Source organism: Kitasatospora sp. NPDC059812 (assembly GCF_042732075.1).
In the GTDB taxonomy this organism is placed as follows: Bacteria; Actinomycetota; Actinomycetes; order Streptomycetales; family Streptomycetaceae; genus Kitasatospora.
In genome coordinates this window covers 1-13,846 of record NZ_JBHWIO010000012.1, presented here as the reverse complement: position 1 = coordinate 13,846, position 13,846 = coordinate 1, and the positions used below count along the sequence as shown (strand labels likewise).

At 71.9% G+C, this 13,846-nt stretch carries 10 protein-coding genes; 6 read left to right on the top strand and 4 right to left on the bottom strand.

All coding sequences use genetic code 11. The features are described from left to right. The first annotated feature begins 461 nt into the window (after positions 1–461). Positions 462–3,341, top strand: coding sequence for a SpaA isopeptide-forming pilin-related protein (locus ACFV6D_RS08885; protein WP_380558970.1), 2,880 nt, complete (start codon positions 462–464; stop codon positions 3,339–3,341). Between the two features lie 172 nt (positions 3,342–3,513). On the opposite strand, the gene ACFV6D_RS08880 is transcribed toward ACFV6D_RS08885, so the two are convergent. Continuing rightward, a complete protein-coding gene (locus ACFV6D_RS08880) occupies positions 3,514–4,668 on the bottom strand; it encodes a cystathionine gamma-synthase (protein ID WP_063348017.1) in 1,155 nt (384 codons plus the stop codon). A gap of 171 nt (positions 4,669–4,839) precedes the next feature. Here ACFV6D_RS08880 and msrA point away from each other — a divergent pair, with 171 nt between their 5' ends. Continuing rightward, complete coding sequence (gene msrA / locus ACFV6D_RS08875) at positions 4,840–5,505, top strand: peptide-methionine (S)-S-oxide reductase MsrA (RefSeq protein WP_063348018.1); 666 nt, start codon at positions 4,840–4,842, stop codon at positions 5,503–5,505. A gap of 139 nt (positions 5,506–5,644) precedes the next feature. Then, positions 5,645–6,007 (top strand): cupin domain-containing protein, encoded by a 363-nt coding sequence (locus ACFV6D_RS08870; protein WP_063348019.1) that lies wholly within the window; start codon positions 5,645–5,647, stop codon positions 6,005–6,007. Between the two features lie 26 nt (positions 6,008–6,033). Here ACFV6D_RS08870 and ACFV6D_RS08865 read toward each other — a convergent pair whose 3' ends face one another. From ACFV6D_RS08865 to ACFV6D_RS08855, 3 genes are all read right to left on the bottom strand, one after another. Beyond that, positions 6,034–7,320: an Ig-like domain-containing protein gene (locus ACFV6D_RS08865; RefSeq protein ID WP_380377403.1), complete on the bottom strand. Its 1,287-nt coding sequence runs from the start codon at positions 7,318–7,320 to the stop codon at positions 6,034–6,036. 192 nt (positions 7,321–7,512) lie between these two features. Beyond that, entirely contained in the window at positions 7,513–7,848 is a 336-nt protein-coding gene (locus ACFV6D_RS08860) for a hypothetical protein (protein ID WP_063348021.1), read from the bottom strand. A 511-nt stretch (positions 7,849–8,359) separates the two neighbouring features. Further along, positions 8,360–9,784 (bottom strand): cystathionine beta-synthase, encoded by a 1,425-nt coding sequence (locus ACFV6D_RS08855; protein WP_380345769.1) that lies wholly within the window; start codon positions 9,782–9,784, stop codon positions 8,360–8,362. A 232-nt stretch (positions 9,785–10,016) separates the two neighbouring features. Here ACFV6D_RS08855 and ACFV6D_RS08850 point away from each other — a divergent pair, with 232 nt between their 5' ends. The 3 genes from ACFV6D_RS08850 to ACFV6D_RS08840 all read left to right on the top strand — a co-directional run bounded on the left by ACFV6D_RS08850 (position 10,017) and on the right by ACFV6D_RS08840 (position 13,636). Continuing rightward, positions 10,017–11,099 (top strand): SGNH/GDSL hydrolase family protein, encoded by a 1,083-nt coding sequence (locus ACFV6D_RS08850; RefSeq protein ID WP_380494662.1) that lies wholly within the window; start codon positions 10,017–10,019, stop codon positions 11,097–11,099. Positions 11,100–11,161: 62 nt separating this feature from the next. Then, a complete protein-coding gene (locus tag ACFV6D_RS08845) occupies positions 11,162–12,382 on the top strand; it encodes an acetyl-CoA C-acetyltransferase (RefSeq protein WP_063348024.1) in 1,221 nt (406 codons plus the stop codon). 291 nt (positions 12,383–12,673) lie between these two features. Further along, entirely contained in the window at positions 12,674–13,636 is a 963-nt protein-coding gene (locus ACFV6D_RS08840) for a hypothetical protein (protein ID WP_380558968.1), read from the top strand. Positions 13,637–13,846 lie beyond the last annotated feature (210 nt).

The window sequence follows — 13,846 nt, the reverse complement described above, 5'->3', positions numbered from 1 at the left end:
CGGGGCGCGGGCCCGCTCTCCCGCGCGCGGCCGCGCGGGGCCGGCGCGGGGGGGGGGGCGGGGGGGGCGGCGGGGGGGCGCGCGCCCCCCCCCCCCGCCGCGCCGTACGCCTCGCACTGACCCCGGTCGGCTCCGGCCGACTGGCCGAAGTTCGCGACGGGCGGGCCGAGTTGACCCGCCGCCTGACGGCCGACTGGCCGCCCGAGGAGCAGCAGGCGTTCTGCGCCCTGCTGGCCCGCTTCAACCACGCGATGGAGTCGTACACGGCGGACCAGCAGGGCCAGTGACCGCCGACGGCCGGAGGCCGTCCCTCGCGCCCGGACCGATCGGCCGTCGACACACAGCCGAACGGGTGCATTAACACGATTTTCAGATGACAACACCAGTGAGTCGCGATGCTCGGCCCTCCAGCCCGGAACACTCCGAGGGCCCCATTGGGTCCACATGGTGAGAGGACTGAGGTGAAGCCCAGTCAGAACCCGGTGACCACCGTCACCTGGAGACGCCGACTCGGCAGGACGGTGGGTTCCGTCCTGGCCCTGACGCTCGTGCCCTTCGGCATGTCACTCGTCGCACCACCGGCCGCGTACGCGGCCGGTCTCCCGGGCGGCCTCGGGCCGTGCCTGGGTGCGGACTGTCCCGCGACGTTCCCCCCGGTCAACAACGGTCCCTTCGCAGGCCGCGACGCCGGAATCAACATCTTCGTCGGCGGCGACTTCAACGTCGGCGGTTCCGCCGCGGAGGCCGAGGGGCACGTGGTGACCCTCGGCAACTTCGACCTGAACAAAGCCCCGGGAGCCAGCTCCGTCTACAACATCGGCATCGTCGGCGTCGGCTCACGGGTCCCCCCGCCGGACGGCGCCGACTTCCTCACCGCCGGAGGCAACGTCACGGTGGCCCCGGGGCAGAGGCTCCTGGCGGAGGGCGGCGTCGTCCGCTACGCGGGCACGGCCACGGGCACCATCGTCGGTACGAAGGTCCAGGAAGCGCAGGCCGTAGCCGCCTACACGCCACTGCGCGGCCAGCTGCAGACGGCGAGCGAGTGCTACGCCGGGGTCGGCACACCCCGCCCCGCCACCGGAACCGCGGTCAACCAGGGGTTCCAGACCCTGTTCACCGGTGACGGCACCTCCGCACTCCAGGTCTTCAACGTCGACTTCGACATCGCCGGGAACGGAGGCTCCACCCAGGGCATCGCGTTCGCCGGCATCCCCGCGAACGCGACGGTACTCGTCAACCTCGTGGGCGGCGCCCGCACCATCAACACCTACAGCGGGAGCCTCCAGGACACCGATCCCTGGAACCGGCTGCGCGAGCGCCTCCTGTGGAACTTCCCCGCCGCGACGTCCGTCACGCTCAAGGGATCGGGGCAGTTCCAGGGCAGTGTGCTGGTCGGCAACCCGGCCAGCACCGCCACCATGAGCCTGCCCGGTCTGAACGGACGGTTCTTCACCACCGGTTCGCTGCTGCAGAACTCCGGCTCGGGGATGACCGGGACCGAGTTCCACGCCTACCCCTTCAACGGCGATCTTCCGGCGTGCGGAAGTCCCACTCCCACCGCCTCGACCAGCGTGACGAAGGTCGACTCCGTCACGGGGCAGCCCCTGGCGGGGGCCACCTTCCAGCTGTGGCGTGAGACCAACGGCGTCCCCGGCCTCCAGACCTCGGGGGCCACCCCGGACACCGAGGTGGGCGCCCCCTGCACCACCGGGGCGAACGGCGTCTGCTCCACCGCCGGTCTCCCGCTCGGCACCTACTACTGGCAGGAGACCGCCGCACCCCCCGGTTACGACCTGCCGCAGCCCGCGGTGACGACCGTGGTCCTCGACACGAACGGGCAGAACGTCCCGGTCACCGTCCAGGACACCAAGTCCCCGATCGTCGAGACCGGGTCCACCAGCGTGACCAAGGTCGACTCCGCCGCCGGACAACCACTGGCCGGCGCGACCTTCCAGCTGTGGCACGAGACCAACGGCGTCCCCGGCCTCCAAACCACCGGAACCAACCCCGACACCCCCGTCGGCTCCCCCTGCACCACCGGAGCGAACGGTGTCTGCTCCGCAACCGGCCTCCCCCTCGGCACCTACTACTGGCAGGAAACCGCCGCACCCCCCGGCTACGACCTGCCGGAACTCAACGTCACCACCGTCGTCCTCAACACCAACGGACAGAACGTCCCGATCACCGTCCAGGACACCAAAGCCACCGCTCCGACCGCGTCCACCAGCGTGACCAAGGTCGACTCCGCCACCGGGCAGCCCCTGGCCGGCGCGACCTTCCAGCTGTGGCACGAGACCAACGGCGTCCCCGGCCTCCAAACCACCGGAACCAACCCCGACACCCCCGTCGGATCCCCCTGCACCACCGGGGCGAACGGCACCTGCTCCGCAACCGGCCTTCCCCTCGGCACCTACTACTGGCAAGAAGTATCGGCACCCAACGGCTACGACCTGCCGGAACTCAACGTCACCACCGTCGTCCTCAACACCAACGGACAGAACGTCCCGATCACCGTCCAGGACACCAAGACCATCGCCCCGACCGGCTCCACCACGGTCACCAAGGCCGACTCCGCCACCGGACAACCACTGGCCGGCGCCACCTTCCAGCTCTGGCACGAGACCAACGGCACCCCCGGCCTCCAAACCACCGGAACCAACCCCGACACCCCCGTCGGATCCCCCTGCACCACCGGAGCGAACGGCACCTGCTCCGCAACCGGCCTCCCCCTCGGCACCTACTACTGGCAGGAGACCACCGCACCCCCCGGTTACGACCTGCCGCAGCCCGCGGTGACGACCGTGGTCCTCGACACCGACGGACAGAGCATCCCCGTCACCGTCCAGGACACCAAGACCACCACCCCGACCGGCTCCACCACGGTCACCAAGGTCGACTCCGCCACCGGACAACCACTGGCCGGCGCCACCTTCCAGCTCTGGCACGAGACCAACGGCACCCCCGGCCTCCAAACCACCGGCACCAACCCCGACACCCCCGTCGGATCCCCCTGCACCACCGGGGCGGACGGCGTCTGCTCCGCGGACAACCTTCCGTTCGGCACCTACTACTGGCAGGAGACCACCGCTCCCCCCGGCTACGAACTGCCCCAGACCGCGGTGACCACGGTCGAACTGACCGCGGACTGCCCGTGTGTGACGATCACGGTCGAGGACAAGAAGTGCCCGCCGAAGCCGTGTCCGCGCCCGCCGCACTCATGGGCCTCGGCGGACTCATGGACCACGTGGGGCGAATGGAACCTCTGGGACCTGGTGCGCGGCAAGCCTGACCCGAACAAGGATTGCACGCCCGCGTCCCCCGCCTCCTGGAAGCGCTCCTGAAGGACCGCTCCAGCGCGAGCGCGTGAGGGCACGACGCAATGAACCGGCCGGAGGAGCCGACAGGGGCTCCTCCGGCCGAGTGCGCCGGCAGCACGTCAGGTGACCATCGCGGTCCCCGGACTGCTCACCGAGGCCGGAGATCTTCGACAGGCTCCGGACTTCTGGGCGCGTCCTAGCCCAGCGCCTGCTTGAGGTCGGCGAGCAGGTCGTCGATCGACTCGATGCCGACCGAGACGCGCACCAGGTCGGCGGGCACCTCCAGCGCCGAACCGGCCACCGAGGCGTGGGTCATCCGGCCCGGGTGCTCGATCAGCGACTCCACGCCGCCGAGCGACTCGCCGAGGGTGAACAGCTGCGCGCGGTTGCAGACCTCGACCGCCGCCTCCTCGCCGCCCTGGACCCGGAACGAGACCATGCCGCCGAAGGCCTTCATCTGCTTGGCGGCGATCTCGTGGCCGGGGTGCTCGGGCAGGCCCGGGTACAGCACCTGGCTGACCTTCGGGTGGCTCGCCAGCAGCTCGGCGACCTTCTCCGCGTTGGCGCTGTGCCGGTCCATCCGGACGCCCAGCGTCTTGATGCCGCGCAGCACCAGCCAGGCGTCGAACGGCCCGGAGACGGCGCCCATCGCGTTCTGGTGGTACGCCACCTCCTCGCCCAGGCTCGCGTCGGCCAGCACCAGCGCACCGCCGACCACGTCCGAGTGGCCGCCCATGTACTTGGTGGTGGAGTGCACGACCGCGTCCGCGCCGAGCGCGATCGGCTGCTGCAGGTACGGGCTGGCGAAGGTGTTGTCGACCACCAGCAGCGCGCCGGCGCCGTGCGCGACCTCGGCGAGCGCGGCCAGGTCGGTGATGCCCAGCAGCGGGTTGGACGGGGTCTCCACCCAGACCGCGCGGGTGTTGGGGCGCAGCGCGGCGCGGACGGTCGCCAGGTCCTGGGTGTTGGCGACGGAGAACTCGACGCCCCAGCGGGTCAGCACCTTGGCGAACAGCCGGAAGGTACCGCCGTAGGCGTCGTTGGGGATCACGATGTGGTCGCCCGGCTTGAGGATGGTGCGCAGCAGGGTGTCCTCGGCGGCCAGGCCGGAGGCGAAGGCGAGGCCGCGGGCGCCGCCTTCCAGTGCCGCGAGGCACTCCTCCAGCGCGGTGCGGGTCGGGTTGGCGCTGCGGCTGTACTCGTAGCCGCCCCGCAGGCCGCCCACCCCGTCCTGCTTGTAGGTGGACACCTGGTAGATCGGCGTGACGACGGCCCCGGTCTGGGGGTCTGCTTCCTGACCCGCGTGGATGGCGAGGGTCTCGAAGCCCTGGGGAAGCTGGTGCTCGGTCATGGGTCGAGCCTAGTGGCCGTACGGGCCGGTGCCCTCCGGAACGTCCCAGCCCGCCGTGAACCGGGCCGGCCGTGGACCGGGGCGGCGGCGGAATCCGGGCGGCGCCGGAATCCGGGGGCGGCCCGCCGCGTTGAATCCTGCGCAACCCTCCCTACCCAGCTGGAGCAGGCCGTGCTGTTCAACCGCCACAAGACCTCGCTCGTTCCCGCCGACCAGGCGCTGCCCGGCCGGGAGTCGCCGGGCTTCGCGCTGCGCGAGCCGCACACCGTGCTCGGCCACCCGCTCACCGGGCCGTACCCGGACGGCCTGGAGGTGGCCGACTTCGGGCTGGGCTGCTTCTGGGGCGCCGAGCGGACGTTCTGGCGCCTGCCCGGCGTCTGGACGACGCTGGTCGGCTACCAGGGCGGCTACACCCCCCACCCGACGTACGAGGAGGTGTGCAGCGGGCTGACCGGGCACACCGAGGCGGTCCGGGTGGTGTTCGACCCCTCGCTGGTCTCCTACGAGCGGCTGCTGAAGACCTTCTGGGAGGCGCACGACCCGACCCAGGGCAACCGCCAGGGCAACGACGTCGGCACCCAGTACCGCTCCGCCGTCTACACCCACTCCCCCGTCCAGGCCGCCGCCGCGGCCGCCGGCCGGGACGCCTTCCAGCCGGCCCTGACCGCGCTCGGCTACGGCCCGATCACCACCGAGATCGCCCCGGCGGGCCCGTTCTACCCGGCCGAGCCGTACCACCAGCAGTACCTGTCCGACGCCAAGAACCCGAACGGCTACTGCGGCCTCGGCGGCACCGGCGCCTCCTGCCCGATCGGCGTGGCCCGCACGCAGGGCTGACCGTCCGTGACCGTTCCGGCGGGCCGGCCACCCGAGGTGACCGCCCGCCGGTCGGGGCGCAGACTGGAAGGGCCAGCAGACGGGCCTGCCTCCTCCTCTCGCTGGACGGCCGGGCCGTCCGTGGGGAGAGGAGTGCGCCATGTCCGGTCTCGTCCGCATGAGCTTCGACGCCCCCGAGGAGGTCCGCCCCTTCGAGGAGGGCACGGGGGAACTGCGTCTGGTCAACCTGGACGCCGGCCCGGTGGGCCGGGCCGTGTTCCACCCTGGTTGGCAGTGGTCCAAGCACGTGAAGCCGATCGCCAAGACCGACAGCTGCCTGGCCGCCCACACGGGGTACGTGGTCTCGGGCCGTATGAGGATCGTCATGGACGACGGTCAGGAGACCGAGTTCGGCCCGGGCGACCTGATGATCTGCCCGCCCGGGCACGATGCCTGGATCGTCGGCGACGAGCCGTGCGTGATCGTCGACTGGCAGGGTTTCGCCGACTACGCCAAGCGCTGACCCGCGCTGACCGGCGGCTCCCGGCGTCAGACGGCGCTGCCGGCCTTCCAGGCGGCCCAGCCGAGGTTCCAGCCGTTCAGGCCGTTGTCCGGCGCGACGGTCTTGTCACCGGAGTTCACGACCTCGACCACGTCGCCGACCATGGAACTCTTGTAGAACTTGTAGCCGTCCGTGCTGCCGTCCTGCGCGCCCTTGGCGTCCTGGAGGCCGATGCAGCCGTGGCTGGTGTTCTGGCCGCCGAAGATCGACGACGAGGACCAGTAGTTGCCGTGGATGAAGGTGCCCGAGGTGGTGAGCCGCTGGGCGTGCGGCACGTCCGCGATGTCGTACTCGCTGCCGAGGTTGACGGTCTGCGAGTTCATCCGGGTCTGCTGGAACTGCTCGGAGATCACCATCTTGCCGCCCCAGGTGCGGTGCTCGGGCGAGCCGCCGGAGATCTTGTAGACGGCGCTGACCTGGCCGTCGGTGGTGACGGTGAGCTTCTTGGCGGCGAGGTCGGCGACGCTGGTCTGGGCGCGGCCGATGGTGAAGCGGACGTCCTTGGACTGGGTGCCGTAGACGCCCTTGGCGCCCTCGACGTCCTTCAGCCGGAGCTTGAGGGTGACCTTGGTGCCCTTGGCCCAGTACTCCTGCGGCCGGAAGTCGAGGCGGGTGCTGGAGAACCAGTACCCGACGATCTCGACGCCCGGCTCGGCTATCACGGTGATCGCCTGCTGGACGGCCTTGCGGTCGGTGATCGGCTTGCTGAAGGTGATCGAGACGGGCATGCCGACGCCGACGACCGAGCCGTCCTCGGGCGTGAAGTAGCCGACGAAGGTGTTGGCCGGGGTGGCCGTGGTGAAGGTGGCGTTGGCGTCCGCCTCCAGCTTGTCCTTGTCGAGGGCGGTGGCGGCCACGGTGTACTTGGTGCCGCTGGCGGGGGCGGCGGCCGAGGTCCAGCTGGCGCCGTCGGAGGCGAGCTGGCCGGCCAGTTCCTTGCCCGTGGAGTCGGTGACCTTGACGGTGCCCAGGGTGCCGTTGCTGACGGTGACCTTGACCGGCTCGCTGAAGCTGGCGGAGGCGGCACCGTCCGCAGGGGTGACGGTGATGACGGCGGTCGAGGTCTTCGGCGCGCTGCTGGTCCCGCCGGAGCCGCTGCCCGCGCCCGGGGTTCCAGCGGAACCGCCCGAACCGCCCGAGCCGTTGGCGTCGGCGCTCTTGGTGTCGTTGCAGGCCGCGAGCAGCAGGACCGGCGCCCCGATCAGACCCGCGAGCACTCCGCGCCGGCTCCAGTTGCCTCCGCCTGCCCGCCCCTGACCGTCCCGTGCCGTCACGTCGCGTCTCCCTGCTGATCATCCCGGGCATTTACGGATACAGAAACGCAATCCGCCCGTGCACGGTTCCACCTCCGAAGGGTAAGCGATCGTATGAGATGACCCAACTTCCCGGTGAACAGGGAAAAAACGCCCGGCCTGCGGGGCAGACCGGGCGTTCACGAGCGGTGACGAGCTCGCGGGGCGAGGCCGCTACTCGGCGGACTCGTCCACCACGTACTCGTCCCAACCCTCGTTCTCGGGGTCGAACTCGGTCTGCGCCGACTCCCAGGTCGCCGAGGCCAGTTCGACACCCGGCACGTCGCCGAGCAGCGCCACCGGGTCGATGAAGTGGGCGAGCGAACCCGACGGGTCCACCTCGATGGCGTCGACGGACTGGGCGCGCTCGTCGTCGTCGAGGTACTCGTCCTCGGTCACCTGCTTCAGGGCGGCCGCCTTGAGCGCGCCCTCGTCGGTGATCTCCGCGATGAGCTCGATCTTGAGCCGGACGTAGCGCGGCTCGTCCTGGGTGGTTTCAGTGCTGGTCATGCGTGTGAGCGTACGGGAAGGGCCGGTCCCTCGGAGAAGGACCGGCCCTGCCGTTCTCCGCCTCGGTTCCCCCACCCGGGAACCGCGGAGACGCGCCGTGCGGCGCGCAGTACCGCGGGAGCCGCCGCACCCTGTCGACCGGCCGCAGCCGGACAGGGGCGGGACGACGGCACCTCCCGCGGAGACCCCTCTCCCCCGTTGCCGGGTTGGAGGGCGGACACGGCGGGCCGGGTCAGGACCGCCCGACGTGTCCGGAGCCGACCGCGTCCGCCGGGGAGCCGCTCCCGGACGGTTGCCGTCGTCTCGCTCGGCGTCTTGCCGTTGACCACCACGATGCCGGACGGTTGTTAACCGCGTGCTGCGGGCAGGTGACGCCGGTGTACCACTTCGCCCGTGGGCGAACCGCGGGCAAAACGTGGGCGAAACCTCGTCCGCCCCGCCGACCGGAGCCGGTGGCGGGGTCGGGGTCGGTCAGGGCCCGCCGGGGCCGGTCAGGGCCGGCGCCGACGGGTCAGTGCGCGGCGCGGCCGGCGAGGAAGCCCAGCAGGTCCTGGCGGGTGACGATGCCCTGCGGCTTGCCGTCCACCAGCACCACCGCGGCGTCGGCCTTCTCCAGCACGGTCATCAGGTTGGTGACCGTCTCGCCCGCACCGACGACCGGCAGCGGCTTGGACATCACCCGGTCCAGCGTGTCGGTCAGCTCGATCTCCTTCGCGAAGACGCCCTCCAGCAGGAGCTTCTCCGCCACCGAGCCGATCACCTCGCCGGCCATGATGTCGGGGTGCCCGGCCCCCGGGGAGACCACCGGCATCTGCGAGACGCCGTACTCGCGCAGCACCCGGACCGCCTCGGCGACCGTCTCGTTCGGGTGCATGTGGACGAACTGCGGGATGCCCTCGTGCTCGATGGCGTCCTTGCGGGCCAGCACCTCGCCGATGTGCGCCTCGTCGGTGGCCGAGGGCAGGAAGCCGTAGTCGGCCATCCAGTCGTCGTTGAAGATCTTGGACAGGTAGCCGCGGCCGCCGTCCGGCAGCAGCACCACCACGACGTCGTCCGGGCCCAGGCCCTTGGCCACCTCCAGCGCGGCCACCACGGCCATGCCGCAGGAGCCGCCGACCAGCAGGCCCTCCTCCTTGGCCAGGCGGCGGGTCATCTGGAAGGAGTCCTTGTCGGAGACGGCGACGATGCCGTCGGCGACGTCACGGTCGTAGGCGGTCGGCCAGAAGTCCTCGCCCACACCCTCGACCAGGTACGGCCGGCCGGTGCCGCCCGAGTAGACCGAGCCCTCCGGGTCGGCGCCGATCACCTTGACCTTGCCGCCCGAGACCTCCTTCAGGTAGTTGCCGGTGCCGGAGATGGTGCCGCCGGTGCCGACGCCCGCCACGAAGTGGGTGATCCGGCCCTCGGTCTGCTCCCACAGCTCCGGACCGGTGGAGTGGTAGTGCGAGGCCGGGTTGTCCGGGTTGGAGTACTGGTCCGGCTTCCAGGCGTTCGGGGTCTCCCGGACGAGCCGGTCGGAGACGTTGTAGTACGAGTCCGGGTGCTCGGGGGCCACGGCGGTGGGACAGACGACCACCTCGGCGCCGTACGCGCGCAGGGTGTTGATCTTGTCGGTGGACACCTTGTCCGGACAGACGAAGATGCACTTGTAGCCCTTCTGCTGGGCCACGATCGCCAGGCCGACACCGGTGTTGCCGGAGGTCGGCTCGACGATGGTGCCGCCCGGCTTCAGGGCGCCCGAGGCCTCGGCGGCCTCGATCATGCGCATCGCGATGCGGTCCTTCACCGAGCCGCCGGGGTTGAAGTACTCGACCTTCGCCAGCACTGTCGCGCTGATGCCCTCGGTGACCTTGTTCAGCTTGACCAGCGGCGTGTTGCCGACGAGGTCGATGATCGAGTTGTGGTACCGCACGGGGGTCCTCCCGGTTGTGGGCATGCGAGTGCTTTCGGTACTGCAAAGCCTAGGCCGTGCCGCCCGCCCCAGCCCGCCCTTCCGCCCCACCCGCCCCTCGCCCCGCCCCGGCCCCGCGCGGCGGCCCCGCCACCCGCCCCCCTCCCCCAATGGCCCAGCCCCGCAGGTAGCCCCGGCCCCCGCGCGGGTAGGAGGGGGGTGCAGGCATCGCCATGGCCCCGGAGGGGGCGGCACCAGGACGCGAAGGGGGCATCGGATGCCAGGGGCACAGGACTCGCGGGCCCGGGTGGCCCGCCGGATCGCCACCGCGGCGGCGTACGGCGGCGGCGGGCTCGGCCTGCTGGGCGTGGGACTGGTGGGCGTGCTGCTCACCGAGAGCAAGCTGGCGATCCAGGCCATCGGCGTGCTGGAGGGCGATCCGCCCAAGGCCGACGGCGTCTACGGCGAGGCCTTCGCCGACAGCTCCGCCGCCACGCAGCCGCCGCTGGTGCTGGCCGTCCTCGGCGACTCCACCGGCGCCGGCCTCGGTGTGCTGCGGGCCCGGGAGACCCCGGGTGCGCTGCTGGCCGCGGGCCTGGCCTCGGTGGCCGAGCGCCCGGTCCGGCTGGTCAACGTGGCCCGCTCCGGCGGCCGTTCCGCCCACCTCTCGGGCCAGCTGGAGCAGGCGCTGCCGCACCACCCGGACGTCGCCGTGCTCATGATCGGCGCCAACGACGTGACCCGGCACAGCCCGGCCCAGCTGGCCGTCCGCCAGCTCGGCGAGGCCGTCGCGGCGCTGCGGGCGAACGGCTGCGAGGTGGTGGTCGGCACCTGCCCGGACCTCGGGACGATCAAGCCGGTGCACCCGCCGCTGCGCTGGGTGGCCCGCCGGCTGAGCCGCCAGCTGGCGGCCGCGCAGACCATCGCGGTCGTGGAGGCCGGCGGCCGGACGGTCTCGCTGGGCTCGCTGCTGGGCCCGGAGTTCGCGGCGCGCCCGGAGATGTTCGCCGCCGACCGCTACCACCCGTCCGCCCAGGGCTACGCGACGGCCGCGATGGCCGTGCTGCCCTCGGTGTGCGCCGCGCTCGGCCTCTGGCCGGAGGAGGAGCGCCCGGCCGCACCCGTGCCGGGCGGGACGGTGCTGCCGGTGGCGATGGCCGCCGCCGCCGCGGCCGGGCGTTCGGGCACCGAGGTCGCGGCCGTCGAGACGGAGGGCGCCGGCCGCCGCTGGGCGTTGCTGCGCCACCGGCTGCGGGTCGGGCTGCCCGGCTCGTGGGCGCCCGAGGAGGCCCGGGAAGGAGCCGTTCCAGAGGCCGGCGACACGTCGGCCAGCTCACACGCCGGGACGGGTGACGCCTGATCTACCAGGCGGTAACTTTCCTCCCGGACGCCAGTCCGCCGTCACCCAGCGAGGAGCCCGCCATGCCCGAAGCCGTCATCGTCAGCGCCACCCGTTCGCCGATCGGCCGGGCCTTCAAGGGCTCGCTCAAGGACGTCCGCCCCGACGACCTGACCGCCCACGTCATCCAGGCCGCGCTGGCCAAGGTCCCGCAGCTCGACCCGCGCGAGATCGACGACCTGATGCTCGGCTGCGGCCTGCCCGGCGGCGAGCAGGGCCACAACCTGGCCCGCATCGTGGCCGTCCAGATGGGCATGGACTACCTGCCCGGCGCCACCATCACCCGCTACTGCTCGTCCTCGCTGCAGACCACGCGGATGGCACTGCACGCGATCAGGGCCGGCGAGGGCGACGTCTTCCTCTCGGCCGGCGTGGAGACCGTCTCGCGCAGCGTGAACGGGACCTCGGACGGCATGCCGGGCACCACGAACCCGGTCTTCGACGAGGCCCAGGCCCGCACCGCCAAGCGCGCCGAGGAGGGCGGCGGGGAGTGGCACGACCCGCGCGAGGACGGCCTGCTGCCGGACGCCTACATCGCGATGGGCCAGACCGCCGAGAACCTGGCCGCGCTCAAGGGGATCACCCGCGCCGAGCAGGACGAGTTCGGCGTCCGCTCGCAGAACCTCGCCGAGGCCGCCATCAAGGCCGGCTTCTGGGAGCGCGAGATCACCCCGGTGACGCTCCCGGACGGCACCGTGGTGAGCAAGGACGACGGCCCGCGCGCCGGCGTCACGCTGGAGGGCGTCTCCGGCCTGAAGCCGGTGTTCCGACCGGACGGCACCGTGACCGCCGGTAACTGCTGCCCGCTGAACGACGGCGCCGCCGCGCTGGTCATCATGTCCGACACCAAGGCCCGGGAGCTGGGCATCACCCCGCTCGCCCGGGTGGTCTCCACCGGCGTCAGCGCGCTCTCCCCCGAGATCATGGGCTACGGCCCGGTCGAGGCCTCCCGGCAGGCGCTGCGGCGGGCCGGCCTGACCATCGACGACATCGACCTGGTCGAGATCAACGAGGCCTTCGCCGCCCAGGTGATCCCGTCCTACCGGGATCTCGGCATCGACCTGGACAAGCTGAACGTCAACGGCGGCGCGATCGCCGTCGGCCACCCGTTCGGCATGACCGGCGCCCGGATCACCACCACCCTGATCAACTCCCTGCAGTGGCACGACAAGCAGTTCGGCCTGGAGACCATGTGCGTCGGCGGCGGCCAGGGCATGGCGATGGTGATCGAGCGCCTCAGCTGACCCCGCCGAGCCACCCCGAAAGGGTCTGGACCACCCATTTGGAGTGACCGTGAGTAATTGAGGGCCGGATCACATCGCGAGGTCGATCCGGCCCTCTTTTCGCTCGTTTTCGGCCCGGAAATCGACACTGCGGAGCGGATCAACTCCACTGCGTAGAACGGTGTTACCTAACAATTTGGGGACAAGAGCGAAAGTCCCCCACAAATTAGACATTCGCCACTGCGGCAACAGCCCCGGATGCGGCAGTGTGGACACGTAACCCCGTTCCGCTCCTCGCTAGGAGTACGTTCCGTGAGCGCCGTCTACACCATCCTGCTGCTGATCCTGATCACCGTGTCGACCGCCGTGCTGCTCCACCTCCGGGGACTCTCCCGCCGGCTGGACGCGCAGGCCGCGGCCCAGGCCGCACCCGCCCCGGTGGACCAGGCCGCGATACGCCAGGCCGTCACCGAGGCACTCGCCGCCGACCGCGAGCGGGAGATCACCGAGGCCCGGGCGTTCTGGGCCGAGCAGGAGGCCCGCGCGGCCGAGGACGCGCCACTGTTCGACTCCCCGTACACCGGCGCGTTCGCCAGCACCGATGAGTGGCCGCTGTTCTTCCCCCGCCCCACCGGCCCGCAGGACGCCGTCGACAACGCCGGCACCATGGACCCGGAGTTCGGCGAGGCGCTGCGCTCCGCGCTGGAGGACCTGATCAACGAGGGCCCCGCCGAGCCCGGTCCCGAGGGCGGCTCGTCGCTGTTCCCCGGCCAGGGCTCCGGCACCTCCTCCGCCGGCTCCACCGGCTCCGCCGAGCCCACCGGGGACGCCCGCGCCCGCCGCGAGGCCGACCTGCTGGCCACCGGCCTGGAGGCCGGGCTGCTGGACGCCGACCAGGCCGTCGAGGACGCCCCGGTCGCCGCGCCCGACCCGCGCCGCCACCCCTCCCACCCCGACTTCGTGCCCAGCCAGGCGCCGTCCCGCGAGTGGACCGACACCCGGCTGGCCACCCTCGCCGACGAGGCCGTCGCCCTGATCGACGTCCGCCCGGGCCCGCTGGGCACCCTGGACGTGTACGCCTTCGCCGACGGCACCACGCTCTGCGTGGCCCCGGGCGACCGGGAGGCCGCCTACCGGCTGATCGACGCGGTCCGTGCCGGTGAGCACGTCCGACTGCTCGGCGGCTCGCGCTTCTCCGGCTCGTACTCGCTGACCTTCTCCACCGACGAGGAGGCCGTCTACGTCCTCGCCGACCGGGTGGTCGCCAGCATCTGACGCCGCCCCAGCAGCGCGGCAGCACGGCACACACAGCGCAGCACACCGAAGGCCGGCCGGGTCAAGGGGTTACCGACCCGGCCGGCCTTCGGCGTGTCCGGACAGGGCCTAGCCGCAATGCCAGTGACTTTGGTGTGTCTGTCTCGTTGGTTGTGGTGTGGCGAGGGTGGGGCAGGTCAAGTCGTGTGCGGGTGAGCGGTTGTCGGATCG

Excerpts from the sequence above, each read along its gene's own strand:
- ACFV6D_RS08870 (WP_063348019.1), top strand. The coding sequence starts at position 5,645 with ATGTCCGGTCTCGTCCGCATGAGCTTCGACGCCCCCGAGGAGGTCCGC.
- ACFV6D_RS08855 (WP_380345769.1), bottom strand. The coding sequence starts at position 9,784 with ATGCCCACAACCGGGAGGACCCCCGTGCGGTACCACAACTCGATCATC.
- ACFV6D_RS08880 (WP_063348017.1), bottom strand. The coding sequence starts at position 4,668 with ATGACCGAGCACCAGCTTCCCCAGGGCTTCGAGACCCTCGCCATCCAC.
- ACFV6D_RS08850 (WP_380494662.1), top strand. The coding sequence starts at position 10,017 with ATGCCAGGGGCACAGGACTCGCGGGCCCGGGTGGCCCGCCGGATCGCC.
- ACFV6D_RS08860 (WP_063348021.1), bottom strand. The coding sequence starts at position 7,848 with ATGACCAGCACTGAAACCACCCAGGACGAGCCGCGCTACGTCCGGCTC.
- ACFV6D_RS08845 (WP_063348024.1), top strand. The coding sequence starts at position 11,162 with ATGCCCGAAGCCGTCATCGTCAGCGCCACCCGTTCGCCGATCGGCCGG.